This window comes from Acidipila sp. EB88, from assembly GCF_003858395.1.
Lineage (GTDB): Bacteria > Acidobacteriota > Terriglobia > Terriglobales > Acidobacteriaceae > EB88.
Map to the genome: position 1 here is coordinate 1,418,289 of NZ_QWEV01000005.1, position 19,016 is coordinate 1,437,304.

16 protein-coding genes are annotated in these 19,016 nt (G+C 65.3%); 6 read left to right on the top strand and 10 right to left on the bottom strand.

The features are described 5' to 3' along the window. Position 1: 1 nt before the first annotated feature. The 9 genes from D1Y84_RS06750 to trpC all read right to left on the bottom strand — a co-directional run bounded on the left by D1Y84_RS06750 (position 2) and on the right by trpC (position 8,540). Complete coding sequence (locus tag D1Y84_RS06750; protein WP_124847836.1) at positions 2-964, bottom strand: prephenate dehydrogenase/arogenate dehydrogenase family protein; 963 nt, start codon at positions 962-964, stop codon at positions 2-4. Between the two features lie 78 nt (positions 965-1,042). Beyond that, positions 1,043-2,062 carry a 3-deoxy-7-phosphoheptulonate synthase gene (gene aroF / locus D1Y84_RS06755; RefSeq protein ID WP_124847837.1) on the bottom strand — a complete coding sequence of 340 codons (1,020 nt, stop codon included), beginning with the start codon at positions 2,060-2,062 and terminating at the stop codon, positions 1,043-1,045. Beyond that, on the bottom strand, positions 2,059-2,400 hold the full coding sequence (locus D1Y84_RS06760; RefSeq protein WP_124847838.1) for a chorismate mutase: 342 nt from the start codon (positions 2,398-2,400) through the stop codon (positions 2,059-2,061). The genes aroF and D1Y84_RS06760 overlap by 4 nt, the downstream gene beginning before the upstream one ends. A gap of 70 nt (positions 2,401-2,470) precedes the next feature. Further along, the gene (gene trpA, locus D1Y84_RS06765) at positions 2,471-3,301 is read right to left on the bottom strand and encodes a tryptophan synthase subunit alpha (protein WP_124849976.1); all 831 of its coding nucleotides are present in this window, start codon (positions 3,299-3,301) and stop codon (positions 2,471-2,473) included. 6 nt (positions 3,302-3,307) lie between these two features. Continuing rightward, on the bottom strand, positions 3,308-4,573 hold the full coding sequence (gene trpB, locus D1Y84_RS06770) for a tryptophan synthase subunit beta (RefSeq protein ID WP_124847839.1): 1,266 nt from the start codon (positions 4,571-4,573) through the stop codon (positions 3,308-3,310). Between the two features lie 162 nt (positions 4,574-4,735). Continuing rightward, on the bottom strand, positions 4,736-5,440 hold the full coding sequence (locus tag D1Y84_RS06775; RefSeq protein WP_124847840.1) for a hypothetical protein: 705 nt from the start codon (positions 5,438-5,440) through the stop codon (positions 4,736-4,738). Positions 5,441-5,768: 328 nt separating this feature from the next. Further along, a complete protein-coding gene (locus tag D1Y84_RS06780; RefSeq protein ID WP_124847841.1) occupies positions 5,769-6,863 on the bottom strand; it encodes a metallophosphoesterase in 1,095 nt (364 codons plus the stop codon). A 144-nt stretch (positions 6,864-7,007) separates the two neighbouring features. Then, entirely contained in the window at positions 7,008-7,733 is a 726-nt protein-coding gene (locus tag D1Y84_RS06785) for a phosphoribosylanthranilate isomerase (protein ID WP_124847842.1), read from the bottom strand. Between the two features lie 15 nt (positions 7,734-7,748). Next, positions 7,749-8,540, bottom strand: a complete 792-nt coding sequence (gene trpC, locus D1Y84_RS06790; RefSeq protein ID WP_124847843.1) for an indole-3-glycerol phosphate synthase TrpC — start codon at positions 8,538-8,540, stop codon at positions 7,749-7,751. 115 nt (positions 8,541-8,655) lie between these two features. Here trpC and D1Y84_RS06795 point away from each other — a divergent pair, with 115 nt between their 5' ends. The 5 genes from D1Y84_RS06795 (at position 8,656) to D1Y84_RS06815 (ending at position 16,995) form a co-directional block, all read left to right on the top strand. Next, positions 8,656-10,443 (top strand): trehalase family glycosidase, encoded by a 1,788-nt coding sequence (locus tag D1Y84_RS06795; RefSeq protein ID WP_124847844.1) that lies wholly within the window; start codon positions 8,656-8,658, stop codon positions 10,441-10,443. 66 nt (positions 10,444-10,509) lie between these two features. Beyond that, entirely contained in the window at positions 10,510-11,520 is a 1,011-nt protein-coding gene (locus D1Y84_RS06800; protein ID WP_124847845.1) for a PfkB family carbohydrate kinase, read from the top strand. Between the two features lie 55 nt (positions 11,521-11,575). Further along, a complete protein-coding gene (locus D1Y84_RS06805; RefSeq protein ID WP_124847846.1) occupies positions 11,576-13,540 on the top strand; it encodes an ABC-F family ATP-binding cassette domain-containing protein in 1,965 nt (654 codons plus the stop codon). Between the two features lie 74 nt (positions 13,541-13,614). Beyond that, complete coding sequence (locus tag D1Y84_RS06810; RefSeq protein WP_124847847.1) at positions 13,615-14,070, top strand: hypothetical protein; 456 nt, start codon at positions 13,615-13,617, stop codon at positions 14,068-14,070. 108 nt (positions 14,071-14,178) lie between these two features. Continuing rightward, entirely contained in the window at positions 14,179-16,995 is a 2,817-nt protein-coding gene (locus tag D1Y84_RS06815; protein WP_124847848.1) for a phosphoenolpyruvate carboxylase, read from the top strand. An 84-nt stretch (positions 16,996-17,079) separates the two neighbouring features. On the opposite strand, the gene D1Y84_RS06820 is transcribed toward D1Y84_RS06815, so the two are convergent. Beyond that, complete coding sequence (locus D1Y84_RS06820) at positions 17,080-18,408, bottom strand: MFS transporter (protein ID WP_124847849.1); 1,329 nt, start codon at positions 18,406-18,408, stop codon at positions 17,080-17,082. A gap of 62 nt (positions 18,409-18,470) precedes the next feature. Between D1Y84_RS06820 and D1Y84_RS06825 the strand changes: the two genes are divergently transcribed. Beyond that, complete coding sequence (locus D1Y84_RS06825; protein ID WP_124847850.1) at positions 18,471-19,001, top strand: DUF1003 domain-containing protein; 531 nt, start codon at positions 18,471-18,473, stop codon at positions 18,999-19,001. Positions 19,002-19,016: the final 15 nt, after the last annotated feature.

Consider the following 19,016-nt stretch of genomic DNA (forward strand, 5'->3'; position numbering starts at 1 on the left):
TTTACGCGTGCCGGCGCGCGTCTGCCTCAGACAGTGCCACCCGAAAAGCGTTGGCCTGCACAAACATCTCGCGCAACTCCGGCGTCTTCAGGTTCTCGCGCAGGTGAATCAGCTCCTGCTCCAGGGCGAGCATGGCAGCTGCCACCGCCGGTTCATTGGCGAGGGCAATATCGCGCCACATGGAATACGGACTAGCCCCGAGCCGCGTCATCTCGCGCAGCGCCCGGCCGCCCATGCCCATCAAGGCATTGTCCTTGCCTGCAAATTCATGGGAGAACTGTTGCTGCAGCATCGCGGCAAACGCGGTGGCTACCATCTGGGGCAGGTGGCTGATTGAGGCGCAGAGCAGGTCGTGGCGCGCGGGCGAAAGCGTAACCGTGCGCGCTCCGAACCGCTCCACCAGCGCCAGCCACTCCGCAGCATAGGGATGTTGCGTAAGCGTCTCCGGCGCATCCTGGTTCGCGCCGGTAAACAGCCAGGTCGAATCTACAAAGAGCGAAGCTTCGGCGTGGGCAGCCCCACCCTGCTCCTTGCCGGCCATGGGATGGCCTGGCAACCAGCTCGGCTGTGCTTCGCCGTTGTAAAGCGAACCCACCTGCTCCACCAGGAAGCGTTTGACGCTTCCTACGTCCGTAACCAGTTGCGAGGGGGAGAGCACCGGGGCAAGCTGTTCCAGCCACTCGGCTATTGAGAAAACCGGACCGGCAAGCACGATCAGATCCGCCGCAAGTGCGCATACGAACGGATCCTCATCGGGCTCACCGACCACGGCAGGGTCTACGCCGCCACGCGCACGCGCTGCCGCAAGCGCCGCCGGGTCAGGGTCCCAGCCCAGGATGCTTCCGGTGAAGCCTCCCTCACGTAGAGCCAGTCCGATCGAGGTGCCTATCAAACCTGTCCCGAAGATCGCAACGCGGCGAATGCCGCTTCCCAACTCTGCAACAACGTTGCTATGCAGCTGCATGCTGCTCCTTATGGACGTTCTGCGCTCATTAGACCCTGATCCGCCGCACAGCGTCACTGCCCGGCGCCATTTTCCTGGTTACCGAAGACGCCTTCCCAGGGCCGGGGCGATGGCGCGCATTTCCGTCATCAACTTTTCCAGCTGCTCTGGATAGAGTGTCTGCGCACCATCCGAGACAGCCTTCTCCGGGTTAGGGTGCACCTCGATGATCAGACCGTCGGCCCCGGCCGCCACCGAGGCACGGGCCATGGCAGGCACCAGATCACGACGGCCGCAGCCATGTGACGGGTCGGCAATCATCGGCAGGTGCGACAGCTTCTTGACCACCGGAATCGCGGAGATGTCCATCGTGTTGCGGGTGTAGGTCTCGAAGGTGCGGATACCGCGCTCGCAGAGCATCACGTCGTAGTTGCCCCCGGACAGAATGTACTCGCTCGAGAGCAGCAGCTCTTCTACCGACGCAGCCGGACCGCGCTTGAGCAGGACCGGTTTGCGGATATGGCCCAGCTCACGCAGGAGGTTGAAGTTCTGCATGTTGCGCGCGCCCACCTGGAAAGTGTCGACGTAAGGCAGCATCATCTCGATCTGCGAGATCTCCATTACCTCGGAGATGATCAGCAGCCCGGTGGCATCACCGGCCTCACGCATCAGCTTCAGACCATCCAGCCCCATGCCCTGGAATGAATACGGCGAGCTGCGTGGCTTGAACGCGCCGCCGCGCAGGAACTGGCCGCCCGCTGCCTTGACCTGGGCCGCCACGGTGAACAGCTGGTCGCGACTTTCCACGGCGCACGGGCCGGCCATCACGACGATCTCTTCGCCACCGACAGTGACGCCGTTGGCGTAGCGAATCACGGTGCCGTCCGGAGCGAACGAGCGACCGGCAAGCTTGTAGGGCGACGAGATGCGGTATGCCTCGCTGACGCCATCGAGTACTTCGTACTCCTTCACGTCGAACGCGTCGGGACGGCCCACACCCGCGACGATGGTCTGGGTTGTGCCCGTGGTGCGATGCACCTTGAAGCCGTCTTCCACCAGACGCTCCACCACATGTTCAATCTGCGCGGCAGTGGCGCCTTCCTGCATGGCTACGATCATTGCTGGCCTTCCTGTGCTTCTTCGCGTGCTTTCAGCGAGGCTGTGTCTTCCAGTGCTGCCTTTGCCCGTTCCGAGGCGAGCTCTTCCTGCTGCAGAGCGCGCATCACGTCGATCAGGCGTTCATAGATGTGCGTCAGCTCGATATCCGGGAGCGGGCCCTGGTTATGGGCGCGCACATTCTCAAAGATCACGGCTTCGCGGTTGGGCTCGTACACCGGCAGGGTGCTTGTTTTCTTGAGGCGGCCGATGGCCTGGGCGGCGCGAGCGCGCTCCGAGATCAGCTCCACGATTTGGCGGTCCAGGTCATCGATTTTGAGACGCCAGGCGGCAATGTCCATGAGTTCCTCACACGGGTGTGGGTGGGCGTGGTCCTGCGAAGGCGAGAAGCCTGCCGGAAAGAAGGGGCGGCTAGGAGCGGGCCAGCGCGGCAACGGGGCGCAGGCCCCCGATAAATCGGCCAACGGCCTCCGCGGCGATCTCGCGGCTGGAAGCCTCGATGATCGCGACCAGCGCAGAACCGACCACCGCGGCGTCGGCAAAGCGACCCACCTGTTCTACCTGCTCCGCGCTGGAGATGCCGAAGCCTACGGCCAGGGGCAAGTCCGTATACCGACGTAGCCGCTTGACCAGTTGCTCCGCATCACCTTCGAGCGCTGCCTGCGCCCCGGTGATCCCGACGCGTGAGATCACGTACACAAAGCCACGGGACACGCGGGCGATCTTCTCAAGGCGCGCATCGGGACTCGTGGGTGCGGCCAGAAAGATGGGCGCCAGGCTGTGGCGGGCCATGGCGGCAAGGTACGCATCCGCTTCTTCCACGATCATGTCGGTCAGCAGGACGCCGTCGATGCCGGCCGCGGCTGCGGCTGCGCAGAAGCGCTCGAAGCCGGCACCCTGCCCGAAGCGGACCACCGGGTTGAGATAGGAGAAAAGCACCAGCCCGCAATCGGGCCGGGCCGCGCGGAGCCTTGCAGCGATCGCGAGCACATCGGTGAGCGACACACCGCGCGCCACGGCACGCTCACTGGCCCGCTGGATCACGGGCCCATCAGCAAGCGGGTCTGAGAACGGGACGCCCAGCTCCAGCACGTCCGCGCCGGCGTCGATCGCGGCCAGCGCGATGTCGTAGCTAGCGTCGAGGTCGGGGTCGCCAATGGTTAGGTACGCCACAAGACCGGGACGCCCGGTGCGGGACTCGCCTGCACCCCCGCTGCTCCCCGGCGACTGGTTGAACTGGATCGGCACTTACGCTCCCTGCAACTTCAGCTCGCGCGTCAGGATGCCGAGATCCTTGTCGCCGCGACCGGAAAGATTGACCAACAGTATGTCACGCGGGCTCATCGTGGGCGCGATGCGCATGGCTTCCGCGATGGCATGCGCGCTCTCGAGCGCCGGGATAATACCTTCCGTACGCGAAAGGGCGACGGTCGCTTTGAGCGCATCGTCGTCGGTGGCGCTGCGATACTCGGCCCGCCCTGCGTCGTTCAACATGGCATGCTCAGGCCCAATCGAGGGGTAATCCAACCCGGCAGAGACAGAGTGCGTCAGTGAAATCTGCCCGGCGTCGTCCTGCAGCACGTAGGAGTAGGTGCCCTGCAGAATGCCGGGGCTGCCGCCGCCCGGGCCGCCGCGCATACGGGCGGCGTGCTCGCCAAGGCCCGTGCCGCGACCGCCTGCCTCGACGCCAATCAACTGCACATTCTCGTCCGCGATGAAGTCGTAAAAAGCGCCGATGGCATTGGAGCCGCCGCCCACACACGCGACCACTGCGGAGGGAAGCCTGCCTTCCTGTTCCAGCATCTGGCGACGTGCTTCCTTGCCGATCACGCGATGGAAATCCCGCACCATGGTCGGGTAGGGGTGGGCGCCCAGCACGCTGCCGAGCAGGTAGTGCGTGGTGCGGACGTTGGTGACCCAGTCCCGCATCGCCTCGTTGATCGCGTCCTTCAACGTCTTCTGGCCGTTGGACACGCCGCGCACCTCGGCACCGAGCAGGCGCATGCGGTAGACATTCAGCTCCTGCCGCTGCATGTCCTCCTGCCCCATGTAGATCACGCATTCCATGCCCAGCAGCGCGCACACGGTGGCTGTGGCCACGCCGTGCTGGCCGGCGCCGGTCTCAGCGATGATGCGGTGCTTGCCCATGCGTTCGGCGAGCAGGCCCTGGCCAATGCAGTTGTTGATCTTGTGGGCGCCGGTGTGCAGCAGGTCTTCGCGCTTCAGGTAGATCCGGGCGCCGCCGAGCTCGCGGCTCATGCGCTCGGCAAAGTAAAGGGGAGTGGGGCGTCCGGCGTAGTTCTTCAGCAGGTCGTCGAGTCGCGCCTGGAACGTGGGGTCGGCCTGCGCCAGGGCGTAGGCATGCTCCAGCTCTTCCAGCGCCGCCATCAATGTTTCCGGAACGTAGCGACCACCGTAGGCGCCAAAGCGGCCTGGAGTGCTTGCGGCCCCGCCTGCAGTTCCCTGCGAAGAGTCTTCCTGGTGCAGAACAGCAGTGTCCACGGCCGTACCCATGCGCTCGCCCTCGATCTATACAGGGTACGCCGCCGGCCGGCTTTGCTCAACCAGGTGGGGCACATCACAAAGAACCCCGTGTGCCGCTCGTCATCGAAATAGAGAAAGAAACAGCCGGGCGCGTGCAGCTCCGCGGGCCGCCGGAATGCACGCAGTGCGCGGCTAGCTCGCCGCTTTCACCTTCCTGTGCGGGTTGGCGTAGTGAAACAGCGCCGTGGCGCGCACCTTGTCCGGATCGCAGGGCTCGTTGGTGTGGATGGAGCGATAGCCCCAGAAGAAGTACAGGGTGCCGGGCTGCATCTTGATGCGCGTGGGCCGGTCGGGATCGCGCTCCACCGAGCGGCGCAGCAGCTTCTGGGTCAACCGGTTGTCGAGCAGCACCTTGTCCGCAGCGTTGAGCAGGTACGCCGGCCGGATCGAGCGCGTATTCGGAAACATCAGCAGGTCGCCACTCTTGCCTTCAGTCGGAATCACAATTGGCACCAGTGCTGTGACCACATACGAGTCGTAGTGAAACATCCAGGCATGCCGCTGACCGGTTTCACCGGCGAGGCAGCGCAGCACCTGGTAGAAGTCCTCCCTGGGCGCGCTCTTGCCCGTGCCGAACTCGTACATATTGCGCATCAGCTTGGCGAATTCCGGTGAGTGGTACACCTCGTCGAGACCCGAGCCTGCGACCGCGTCCGGCCCGGCAAACCCCACATACTGGTTGCCCGCCTCACGCACTGCGCCATGCACAAACGCCTGCATCCGCGCCAGGCTCTCGGGGTCGATGTAGTTAGGGACACAAGCGAAGCCTTTGCGGTTCACATCGGCAACAAGCGCGCGGACCGCCGCGTCGCTCAAGTGGGGCAGCGTCAGACTCATAGGTATGCTCCGCTGGATACCATCCAGCAATGTGCGGCAACATAGCACGCACCCACATACCCTGATCAAGAAACACTTGCTGCAGCCGGCGAATAATCTGGCGATACGTACTGCATGGAGGCAGCAAAGTGACCCAGAATGTAACAGCAGGCACCCTTCGGCGTTTCAAGCCGCGCATCCGTGACCTGTCGCTTGTGACTTACCATCGTGCATCCGGTGACTAAACGGGGATGCGCTCGCAGCGGCTTACCCACACGCATGCCTTGCGTTGCGGCCCGGCTTCTGCAAACGGCGCCCGCTTCGGGTGACCCACAACCCTGCGGCGCACTCAGCTGCTGAGTGCGCTCACCTTGCCGGCAGGTGTGCGCGACACGCCGTACAGGAACCGTCCGTCGGCATCCAGGTGGCGCAGTTCCAGCGACCTGGCAGTCACCGCAAGATGCGAGAAACCGTGCACCTCCTGCGCGTAGGGGCCGCGCTCCAGGCCATCCACCTTGAGCACGTACAGGTCCGCGCCGCCCGCGCCCGAGAGAAAATGCGTGGTCGGGTTGCCCTCGAACTCCAGGTGCTGCAGGTCGTGATCGTGACCCGCCATGTACAGGTCCACCTTGTACTTTCGAAACAGCGGATCCCACTCGCGCACCAGCACGGGATGATCCCCGTGCGGACCATTGGAGTACACGGGATGGTGCGCCAGCACCGCAAGGTACGGCGTGGTGCGAGGTTTGCGCAGTTGTTCTTCAAGCCAGCGCAGCTGCTCCGCCTGCTCTTCCGGCTTCAGCGTAAAGTTCGCGCCATGGTCCCAGCTGCCATCGGGCCTCGGCATGTTGCTGTCCAGCACAATGCAGTGGATCAGCGGGTTGTGCGCGGGAAAGTCAAAGGTGTACCAGCGCGCTGGCAGCGTCCAGCGCGTGGGTTTGCCGTCTGCGCCGCGGCCGGTGCGCGCATAGGCAAGCTCGGCCTCCACCTTGTTTACCGTGGACGGCAGCCTTTGATAGTCATGGTTGCCGAGCATCGAATACGCGGGTCCGGGGAAGGCATCGGCCGGGTACATCTGCTCGAACTGGCTCAGCCAGCGTGGCGATGCATCGCCACCTTCAAGATCGCCGTACCAGCTGTCGCCGAGCATCCACAGCGCGTCCGGGCGCAGCGAATGCTGCTGCACAAAGCGGCGCATGCCCCGCGCCACCTGCGACTGGGCGGCATAGCCACCTCCGGCACGAATCGCGGCGTCGGGTGATTCCTCGGCGGCCCAGCCCCAGTCACCCACGATCAACGCATGCGCTGCCAGCGCATTGGGTGCCGCAGGGAAAGCACGGGCAGGCAGCGCAGGCAGCGCCGCAAAGGCGCTCCAGGCGAAACTCTGCTGGAGAAAGCGGCGACGCGACAGTGCGCCAGGGAGCGTGGGATCGATCCGGGTCATACCAAAGCCTATAGCAGCGGCCAGTGAATACGGATTGAACAGCGCGCCTCGATGCTGCCTCTGTGGCCTTGGCTGACGGGCAAGCCTGGATTGATCAAGCCAGGACTTTCGACTCTTCCGCAAACCATGTTCGCGATGCCCGGGCTAGGCGAGGCCCGGGGTGGCCGCCATCGCACGCGCCGCAGCGCGCGCACGCTCCACAAACGCGCGCACCTTGCGCGGATCCTTGCGGCCCGGCGCTGCTTCAACGCCGGTCACCACGTCCACGCCCCAGGGTCGAAGTGTGGCGATTGCTTCTGCCACGTTCTCGGGGTTGAGCCCGCCCGCAACAACCAGGCGCAGGTGCGGCGCCGCACGCAGAAAGGAGCCGCTTGCTTCTGCCCAGTCGAAGCGGAGCCCGGTGCCGCCCATCGCCACGGCCGTGCGCGAGTCGATCAGGATCGCGTCCACCACGTGGCCTGCATGGTCGGGATGCAGCGCGGCAAGCTGCTCCTCGAGAACATCCTGTGTTGCCGCCTGCGGATCAAGGTGCAGCACACGTACCAGTGCCAGTCGTCGGCGGCCTGTGGCCTGCAGCGCGGCATAGTGTTCGCGCAGCCGCGGGGCCAGGGTCGGGTCATCGGTGGCATGCAGTTGCACGCCGCTCAGGTTTGCCTCGTCCACCGTGGCGACCACCTGCTCGAACGACGGATGCACAAAGACGCCGTAGCGCTCGATCGCCGTTGGCAGCTGCATGGTAATAGCGCGCACTTCCGAAGGGGCTACCTGACGCGGGCTCGCGGTAAACACGAAACCCAATGCGTCGGCGCCGGCATCGACGGCCAGCCGCGCATCCTCAAGACTGGTTGTGCCACACACCTTGACCCACATCGGACGCCGCCGTTCCTATCGCACGCCGACCGGCTGCAACCATGCCGCCAGCGCCGCGCCGGGGTCGGGCTGCCGCATCAGCGACTCGCCGATCAGAAATGCGTGAAAGCCAGCTTCGCGCAACATGTCGATGTCGCCACGCGAGGTAATGCCGCTCTCGGCCACGTGCACCGCGCCCGGTGGAAGGTCGCTCACCAGGTCGAAGGATGTGCCGAGATCCACTTCAAAGGTCACCAGGTCGCGATTGTTGACGCCGTATGCGTCACAGCCAAGATCGCGCACCCGCTCCAGTTCCTCGGCGGAGTGCACCTCGCACAACACATCGAGCTCCAGCTCATGGGCCCGCTCGGTAAAGCGCTCGAGCTCCGCATCGTTCAGCGCCGCGGCGATCAGCAGGATGGCATCCGCGCGGTGGGCGCGTGCCTCCACGATCTGGTACTCGTCCACGATGAAATCCTTGCGCAGGCACGGCAGCGAGCTTGCCTCGGAGGCCTGCTCCAGGTACTCCAGGCTGCCCTGGAAAAACGGCTCGTCCGTAAGTACGGAAAGAGCGGTCGCGCCGCCGGATCGCAGTTGTCGCGCCAGTGTGGGCGGGTCAAAGTTCGGGCGAATCAGTCCGCGCGAGGGCGAGGCACGCTTGATCTCGGCCAAGATAGCCGGGCCGTCAAACGCGCGGGTGCGCAGGGCCCGGGCAAAGCCGCGGGGCAGGTGCAGTTCCGCCATGGCTTCCAGGTCCACGAGTGGCTTGTGCTGCTTGCGTTCGGCCACGGTCTGCCGGGTCTGTGCCAGGATTCGGTCGAGGTGCATAGCGCGCGGGTGCTCCTTGCCTAAGTATACGGTTTGGCCGACCGCACTTTCCCTTATGTCTCGATCCCGCTATGGGCGGTACGGTACCATCTCGCTTCAAGGAGTAAGGAGCCAAATGGGGCAGGTACAAGCACTTCACGCACCTTCGCACCGCGGCATCCGCAGGCTGTTTTCCGGTTGCGCCGTTCTGTCGCTGGCAGTTGCGCTCGCCGCGTCTGCCCAGGCACCCGCCACCACTGTACCGGCGCCCCCACGCCCCCACGTCGCCCACGTTGCCCGCCCGACGATCCAGGCCTACATTGACCAGTCCTGGACCGGACTTGAGCGCTCCATGACAGACTGCCAGTCCCTGGTGGATCCCAAGACCAAGACCGTGCCGGTGCTGTACCTGCCGCAGGAGCTGCCGGAGCCGGCAGCGGTGCGCGCACTCGAAGCCGGGTGCGGAGTGCACGCCGAGCACCTGCCCCGGCGCATCGATCATCCCGGCGCGCTGATGCCGTCCGAGGTTGCGAAGCCTGGGCTGCTGTACCTGCCGAATCCGTACATCGTTCCCGGTGGCCGCTTCAACGAGATGTATGGCTGGGACAGCTACTTCATCCTGCAGGGCCTGGTGACCGACAAGCACCTGCCCGAGGGCCTCAGCCTCGCCCAGGGCATGGTCGAGAACTTCTTCTTCGAAATCGAGCACTACGGCAACCTGCTCAATGCCAACCGCACGTACTTTCTGACCCGCTCGCAGCCGCCGCTGCTCTCGTCCATGATCCGCATGGTCTACGACGCGTCAGCCGCTGCCCCGCAGGGCTCAGGCATGGCCGACCCATGGCTTGCGAAAGCGTACGGCTATGCCGTGCGGGATCACGCACTCTGGCTGACCCCGGAGCACGCCGCGGGCGACACAGGCCTCGCCCGGTTCCATGACCTGGGCGAAGGACCGGTGCCAGAGATGGCCGATGCCAGCACCTACTATCCGGATATCGTGCGGTGGCTGCTGCGCCATCCCGAGGTGAAAACCGACTACCTTGTGGACGGTCCGGCGACCCTCCCGACCGTGGCCGATACCGCCAACGACCCCGAGCTTGCCGAACTCGCCGCCGCCAGTTGCGATGTGGCTAAGTCCGAGGTCTGTGAGCATGCCCATGTAGGGCTGCACTGGCTTTCACGAAGCTTCTACGAGGGCGACCGGGCCATGCGGGAGTCGGGCTTCGACACGACCTTCCGGTTCGGACCCTTCTCCGGGTCTACCCAGCAGTTCGCGCCGGTATGTCTCAATGCGTTGCTGTACAAGTACGAGCTGGACCTGGCCTGGATGGCCGACCACCTCGGCAAGCCCGCGGAGTCGGCCGAGTGGACAAGGCAGGCTGCGGCACGCAAAGCAGCCATGGACAAGTACCTCTGGAACGCGGAGCGGGGTCTGTACTTCGACTACAACTTCACCACGCACACGCAGTCCACCTACACCTTCATCGCGACCTTTTACCCACTCTGGGCGGGCGCCGCCAGCCCGGAGCAGGCCAGCGCGGTCGCAGCCAACCTGCCCCTCTTTCTTGAGCCGGGCGGCGTCGCCACCAGCATCGAGCAAAGCGGCGTGCAGTGGGACCTCCCCTATGGCTGGGCGCCCACGACCTTCTTCACCGTGGCCGGGCTGGAGCGCGCCGGGGCCCACTCGGCCGCGCGCATGGTGGCCAAGCGCTTCCTCAAAACGGTCGCCAACGGGTATGCGCAGGACGGCACGCTGCGCGAGAAGTACAACGTCGTGAGCAGCAATGCCGACGTGATCGTAAGCGCCGGCTACAAGCAGAACGTGATCGGCTTCGGCTGGACCAATGGTGTGTTCCTGAAGCTGCAACAGTTCCTCGCCGCGCCCGCGGCCAAGGCCACGGGCGCGCTGATCGGAACGCCGTAAAGCAGGCGCTCGGCGTCGAAGGCGCCGCGCAGCCCTGCATTTTGAAGCAACGCGAAAGAGAACCGAATGAAGGCAATGCGCGACCTTGCAGTGGTGGGACTGGGCGAGTTGTTGTGGGACGAGCTGCCGGGAGGGCGCAGGCTGGGCGGAGCGCCGGCGAACTTTGCGGTGCTTGCCTCGAGGCTCGGCGTGCACGGGATCCTGGCCAGCCGCCTCGGACAGGATGAGCCGGGCGACGCGGCGCGCGAGCAGCTTGGCTCCATGCCGGTGGATAGCCGCTTCCTGCAGACAGATGCTGCGCTGCCTACCGGCACGGTTTCCGTGAGGCTTCAGGACGGGCAGCCCGCGTACACCATCCACGCGCCAGTGGCCTGGGACGCGCTTGAGTTCACCCCGGCATGGGCTGAGCTGGCCGCGCGCGCCGATGCCGTGTGCTGGGGCACTCTGGCACAGCGCGACGCACGCTCCGAGGAGACGATCCACAACTTCCTCGCAGCCACCGGCCGCGCCTGCCTGCGGGCGTTCGATGTAAACCTGCGCGAGCCCTTCTTTGCACCCGAGGCGGTGCTGCGCTCGATTCGCAAAGCCACGCTGCTCAAGCTCAACGACGCGGAGATGCCGGAGCTGCTGCGACTGGTCGGCCTGGAAACGGCGACACCGTACCGCCGCGACGAAGCCGACATCACGAAATATGACGAGGAGCGTACCGGAGCACTTGCCGGCGATGCCCGGCGCCTGCTGGCAGCGCACCCTGCCCTTGAACTGGTGGCCATCACCCTGGGTGGGGACGGCAGCCTGCTGGTTACCCGCGACCACGTGGAGCGGCACCCTGGCGTGCACTGCAAGGTGGTGGACACGGTGGGCGCAGGCGACGCATTCACCGCGGCGCTGGTAGTGCACCGTTTATCCGGCGCTTCCCTGGCGGTGCAGAGCGAGGCGGCCAACCGCTGGGGGTCGTGGGTCGCGAGCCAGAGCGGCGCCATGCCAGCCCTGGAGGAAGCAACACGCACAGCAATGGAGACCAGCATTGCGCAGGTTGTGAGCCCCGGCGTTGCCACGGGAGACAGGCTCTCCTAGCAGGCACCGGCAGTCCGCTGCGCTGCCGGGCCGCATCCGCACGTAAACTAGGGGCATGCTGCAATTGGCGGATGCCGGCAAACGCTTCGGCCACAAGCTTCTTTTTGAACACGCAAACTGGCTCATCACTGGTACGGAACGCACCGCGCTCGTGGGCGCGAATGGCACGGGCAAGTCCACGCTGATGAAGGTGCTGGCCGGACTGGATGGCCTGGATTACGGCACCATGCAGCGCGTGCGCGGCACCAGCATCGGCTACCTGCCGCAGGACGGCCTTGCGCTTGCGGGCCGCTCGGTTTTCGACGAGTGCCTCAGCGTCTTTGACGAACTGCACGCCATTGAGCGCGAGCTGGAAACGCTCTCCACCCGATTGTCGGAAGTAGACCCCGCCAGCGCCGAGTACACCGCGATCGCCGATCGTTACTCTTCGCTGGGTTCCCGCTTTCACTCGCACGACGGCTACGCGCTCGATGCGCAGGTAGGCGCGGTGCTGGGCGGCCTTGGCTTTGCCAAGACAGACTGGACGCGGCAATGCGAGGAGTTCTCAGGCGGCTGGCAGATGCGCATTGCGCTGGCCAAGCTGCTGCTGGCCAAGCCCGACCTGCTGCTGCTCGACGAGCCCACCAACCACCTGGACCTTGAAACCCGCACCTGGCTTGAAACCTACCTGCGCACCTACCCCAAGGGCTTCATCCTGATCTCGCACGATCGCTACTTCATCGATACAACGGTGACCAAGATCGTGGAGGTGTGGAACAAGCAACTGCACTTCTACACCGGCAACTACGCCAAGTACGAGCAGCAGCGCATCGATCGCCGCGCCCAGCTTGAAGCTGCGTATAAGAACCAGCGCGAACGGATCGAAGACCTTGAAGCCTTCATCAACCGCTTCCGCTACCAGGCCACCAAGGCCAAGCAGGTGCAGAGCCGCATCAAGGAGCTCGACAAGATCGAGCGCATCGTGATCCCCGAGGAAGAGTCAGCGATCCACTTTTCCTTTCCGCAGCCGCAGGCCTCCGGCCGCACCGTGGTCGAGGTGCAGGCGCTGCACAAGAGCTACGGCACAAAGCAGATCCTGCGCGGCGTGGACTTCACCATTGAGCGCGGCGACCGCATTGCGCTGGTTGGCGCGAACGGTGCGGGCAAGTCCACATTGGTGCGCCTGCTGAGCGGGCTGGAGCCGCCAAACGCGGGCACGCTCAAGCTCGGCCACAACGTCCTGCCCGAGTTCTTTGCGCAGGATCAGTACAAGGTGCTCGACCCGGCGGCGCGCATGCTCGACGACATCAGCGGCATTGCGCCGCGTGTGGCCGATGCCGACCTGCGCGGTCTGCTGGGCTGCTTCCTGTTCACCGGCGATGACGTGTACAAGCCGTTGGGCGTGCTCTCGGGCGGCGAGCGCAACCGCTACGCGCTGGCCAAGATCCTGGTGAGCCCGGCGAACTTCCTGCTGCTCGACGAGCCCACCAACCACCTGGATATGCGCGCCAAGGATGTGCTGCTTGAGGCAGTGCAGCACTTCCAGGGCACCGTGATCTTTGTTTCGCACGATCGCTACTTCATCGATGGTGCGGCCACGCGGGTCTTCGAGGTGGAAGAGGGCCACGTGCACGTGTACCCCGGCAACTACGAGGACTACCTGTACCGCAAGGCAGTGGTCACCACACCGGCAAGCGCAGGCGCACATGTCGTCCCGGCCGGGCCACCGAGCGAACTGGTGAAGCCGTTGCTCCCGTCGACCCCGCCCCCGGCTACCGTGCTGGCGGCGGAGGCAAAGCCCGCCAAGAAGCTCAACCCCATCAAGCTGCGCCAGATGCAGGAGCGCCTGCAAGCCGTGGAGGAAGAGATCCCGCGTTGTGAAGCAGCCATCACCGTTACCGAGGGCCAGCTCGGCAACTACTCCTCCGCCGAAGAGACCCAGCGCCTCGCCGCGCAGCTCGACCGGCTTCGTGCCGAGCATGCATCGCTCGGCAGTGAGTGGGAGGAGCTGATGCTGCAGCTTGAGGAGCAGGGCGCGTAAGCGCCGGGCTCCCGCGCCGCTGCACAGTCTTTGCGGGCGATGCCCTGTAGAATCGCGGGACCGACAGGAGCCCCATGACCACCTCACTCGCCACCACCGAAGAAGCTCAACTCATCCTGAAACTCTACGAACTGCGCACCGAAGAAGGCCTTCGCGCCGCGCGTGCATGGGTGACGCAGCAGTTCTGGCCCAAGTCGGCCGAGGATGTGTTTGCCATTTTCGGCGCGGCGCAATCGCTCGAGAATAACTACATCCGGCAGGTCAGCTCGTACTGGGACATGGCCATCTCGTTTGTGCTGCATGGCGCCTTGTCCGCCGATCTTTTCGTGGACTGCAATGCCGAGCCGTTCTTCATCTATTCCAAGATGTTGCCGCTTCTGCCCGCGCTGCGCGAACGCATGCCCACCTACCTGGCCAAGACAGAAGCGCTGGTGGAGCGCTCCCGTCCGGCGCGCGACCGGGTCGACGGCATGTTGCAGGCGCTCAGCAAACGCACCGCGACCGAAGACGTGGCCACCAGGCCTGCCTAGCGGCGGCGCGCAGCGCCGGGGTCGCGTGGGCGCTGGAGGATGCGCAAGCCGATGCCGAGCTGCCCGGCTACGCCTCTTGCCGCCCCACCTGCTGAGGCATAATCAGGCATGGGAACTCTTGCGCCGCCCCTTTGGAAACCGGATAGCTGGACCGCCCGCCTGGCCGAACTCGAGTCACAGGCACCCGAAGAAAAAGAGGCTCCGCTTCGTCGCGATGTGCGCCTGCTCGGCATGCTGCTGGGCGAGGTGCTGCGCGAGCAGGCTGGCCCCGAGCTGTTTGAGCAGGTGGAAGAGCTGCGACGCAGCGCGATTCGCCGACGCGAAGAACAGGTAGCCGGCGAGTTGCATGCCGCCGAGCAGCGCATGCAGGGCACCGTGCTGCGCATCAGCCAGCTTCCCGTGGAGCAGCTGTACCAGCTCACCCGCGCGTTCGCCTTTTATTTCGAGCTGACCAACCTCGCCGAAACCAACCACCGCAAGCGCCGCCGCACGGCTGCGCAGATCAGCGGGGCTGCCGCGGCCCAGCGTGGTTCGCTACGCGGCACACTGCGCGCCATGCGTGCGGCCGGCATCTCCCCGGACGAAGCCTTGCACCAGCTTGGCAAGATCGCCATCACGCCGGTGTTCACCGCGCACCCGACCGAGATCGCGCGTCGCTCCGTGCTGTTCAAGCGACGCCGCATGGCCGAGCTGCTGCAGTCGCTCGACAGCATTCCGCTTTCCGACGAAGAGCTGCGCAGCCTGCAGGCCGAGCTCACCGCCGAGATCACGGCGCTGTGGCAGACCGACGAGGTACGCAGCCGCCAGCCTTCTGTGTCCGACGAGATCAAGATGGGCCTCGACTACTACGAGGTTTCGATCTTCGCAACACTTGCACCGCTGTACGTGGAACTGGCGGGCGCGCTGGAGAGTGAGTACGGCATCACCATCGCGCTCAACGACATTCCGCTGCTGCTGCGCTTCGGCTCGTGGATCGGCGGAGACCGCGACGGCAATCCGTTTGTCACACCATCCGTTACGATTAATGCGATCCGCGATGCCCGCCTGCGCCTGCTGACGCAGTACCAGCACGGCGTGGAACGCCTGATCAGCCTGCTGACCACCTCCTCGCAGCAGGTGCCCGTGAGCGCAGCCTTGCTTGCGCGCGTGGAAGGATACCTGCGGGTCCTGCAGAACTCCGGCGACCGGTTTGCGGCTTCGTTCGAGTTTGAAAACTACCGCCGCTTCGCAGCCTGCATCGGCGCGCGCCTTGCTAACACTCTCGGCCTGCCGGCCGGCGAGCCCGGCTCGCTTGAAGCAGCACTTACCGCGCTGCCTGCCTATGCCGGTGCGCATGAGCTGGTCGACGACCTGCGCCTGATGCGCACCAGCCTGATCGAGAACCATGGCGAGCGGCTCGCTGCGGTTTTCGTCGATCCCCTGCTGCTGCTCGCGCGCACCTTCGGGCTGCACCTGCACACGCTCGATGTCCGTCAACACGCGCGCTTCCATGCCAAGGCGCTGGACGAGATTGCCGGCTGCGGGGAAGGCGCGCGCGACAGCGTACCTTCCGCGCTGAGCGCGCAGACGCTGGACGTGCTCAACACGTTCCAGGCCATCGCCGAGGTCAAGCGCAGCGCGATCCCCGAGGCAATCCGCACCTATGTGATTTCGGGCGCGGCCACCCGCGAAGACAGCCTTGCCGTGCTCTGGCTGGCGCGCTTCTCCGGCATCAATCCCATGGCTTCCGAGCGCGACCCCGGGCTCATGCCCGTGCCTCTGTTCGAATCGATGGAAGATCTTCGCAACGCGCCCGAGGTTTGCCGCACGCTGTGGTCCGATCCCGACTATCGTAAGCTGCTCGCGAGCTGGGGCAACGTGCAGGAGGTCATGCTCGGCTACTCCGACGGCAACAAGGACGGCGGCATGCTTTCAAGCACGTGGGAGATCTTCCGCGCGCACCGTGCCCTGCACCAGGTTGCGCACGCCTGCGGCATCACGCTGCGCCTGTTTCACGGTCGCGGCGGCACCGTGGGACGCGGCGGAGGCCCGACGCACCGCGCCATCTACGCACAACCGCTCGACTCGTTCGACGGCGGCATCCGCATCACCGAGCAGGGCGAAGTGCTCAACTGGAAGTACGGCGATACGGTGCTGGCCGAGCGCAACCTCGAGCTGATGATCGCGGCCTCGCTCGATGCGCTGGCACGCCCCAACCTCAAGGCCGGCGGCCACTTCACCGGCGAGCTGCCGCCCGAGTGGGAAGAGTGCTTCGACACCCTGTCCACCACCGCGCTCGCGTTCTACCGCGAGCACATCCTGGAAGATCCGGAGGTCTTCGACTTCTTTGAGCAGGCCACGCCGATGGCCGAGCTGGAGCACGCCAAGATCGGCTCACGGCCGGCGCGACGCGGCGGCAAGCGCTCGTTTGAAAGCCTTCGGGCGATTCCGTGGGTGTTTGGCTGGACCCAGAGCCGCCTGCTGATCCCGGCGTGGTTCGGGGTGGGCCATGCGCTCACCGAGTACAGCAAGCGGCCGGGTGGCGCGGAACTGCTGCGCTCCATGATGCGCGAGTTCCCCCTGTTCATCGACCTGATCCGCAACGTCGAGGTTGGCCTCGCCAAGGCTGACCTCGGCATCGCGTCGCTGTACGCATCGCTCATGCCCGACGTGGAGGCCCGCACGCGCGTGTTCGAAAAGTTCACGGCCGAGTACAAGCGCACGCTTGAAATGGTGCTCGCGGTCACGGCGCAGACCGAGCTGCTGGCGACCAACGCAGTGTTGGCGCGGTCGATCCGCCTGCGCAACCCGTACGTGGACCCGCTCTCGCTGATCCAGGTCGACCTGCTGCGCCGCAAGCGCGCCGGCGAGGATACCCCTGAAGTGAACCGCGCGATCGCCGGCACCATCAACGGCATTTCGGCCGGGCTGCGCACCACGGGCTGATGCTCGCTGCCAGCGGGCGGGGCTGGTCGAGGCAGGGCTGGTTCTGAAAGCAGCCGTCGAAAGCAGCCCATGCGGCCCGGGCTTCTACAACTGGAACGTCTCTTCCGCGTTCTCTTCCACCTGTGCCGGCAGCAGCGCCTCGGCCGTCAGCGAGTCGACCTGCCGGAGCGCGGGGAAGAACACGGCCCACAGCCCGGTGACCATGAGCGAGCCGACCCCGCCCAGCACCACGGCGCGCACCGCTCCGAACCATTGCGCGGTGAGGCCGCTCTCGAACTCGCCCAGCTCATTGGACGCGCCCAGGAACAGCGAGTTCACGGCCGAGACACGTCCCCGCATCTCGGGCGGCGTCGCCAGCTGCAGGATCGAGGAGCGGATCACCACCGAAACCATGTCGGCGCTGCCCGTGATCAGCAGGGCTGCCAGCGACAGGTACAGCGAGTGTGAAAGGCCGAATGCGATCGTGGCAGCGCCGAACAGCGCCACGCACGCGAGCATCCGCACACCTGCCCCGCGACGCATGGGGTGAAACGTAAGCCAGAGCGATACCGCCAGCGCGCCCACGCCGGGCGCCGCCCGCAGCAGGCCCAGGCCGCGCGGACCAATGTGGAGAATGCTTCCAGCGAAGATGGGCAGCAGCGCCACAGCGCCACCCAGCAGCACCGCGAACAGGTCAAGCGTGATCGAGCCAAGCAGCACCGGGGTCTTGAACACGTAGTGCACGCCGGCCAGCAGCACGTCCTTTGAGACCGCTTTTTTCTCCATGCGCCCGATGCGCACATGCAGCATCGAGATCAGCACCAGGTACCAGATCAACGATGCCAGCGTGAACACGTACACGACACCACCGCCCGCCAGGTGCGCTGCCTGGCCGCCCCACGGGGACATGGTGTACAGAAAACCGCCGATGGTCGGGCCGGAGATCGTCGCGATCTGGAAGATGGTGGCGCCCCAGGTCACGGCGTTGACGAAGTGCTCCTGCGGCACCAGGTGGGGGATCAGCGCGGAGGACGCCGGTCCGCTGAACGCCCGGCCGAAGCCAATGAAAAAGAGCACCAGGTAGATCGGCCACACCTGCGCAAGGCCGGTCCAGGCAAACACCAACAGAATGATGGTGCACACCACCTGCAGCGAATAGCACACCAGCACCACGGAGCGGCGGTCAAAGCGGTCGGCCACGTGGCCTGCGGGCAGCAGAAACAGCAGCCCAGGCAAAAACAACGCCAAGCCCGTGAAACCAAGGTCGATGGCGCGATGCGTGATCTGGTACACCTGCCAGGCCACCGCGAGCGCCTGCGCCTCGGCGCCGATCACCACGGCGCAGCGCGCTGCCTGGTACAACCGGAAATCGCGGGAGCCAAACGCGGCGGTGCTGCTTACGGAAGGGCTGAGAGAAGTGGAACCGTCGGACATACCTCTCCATTGTGCGCTGCCCAACCCCCTTGCCGCCGGAGAAATGCCCGCATCGAAACACCATGGGCCTCGAAAACAAGGAAAAAGTCAGCGGGTCGGTCGAACGCAACATCCGGTCCATCGCCGAGATGGAGCAGCACCGCGAAGCTTCCAAAAGTGGGTTGGACCGGCTGGCCGCCAGCATCGGCACCCTGTTCGGCACCAAGCTTGCCATTGGGCTGCACGTGGTCTGGTATGGCAGCTGGCTGTTGATCAACACCCACCGCATCACCGGCGTGCCCGCGTTCGACCCGCGCCCGTTCCCGATCCTGAGCCTGTGTGTCTCGATTGAAGCCGTGATGCTGACCATCTTTGTGTTGCTCAAGCAGAACCACATGCAGGGCGCCACGGACCACCGCGACCACCTCAACCTCCAGATCGACCTGCTTACCGAGAAGGAACTGACCAAGGCCCTGCAGTTGTTGCGGGCCGTGTGCGTCAAGCTCGAGATCAGCGAGGCCGTCAACGACGGCGATCTTTCCGAGATGAGCCAGGTGACTTCGGTTGGCACTCTGGCCGAGCGCATCATGACAGACCTGCCCTCGCGGCGCTGAAGGGTGGAGCACACG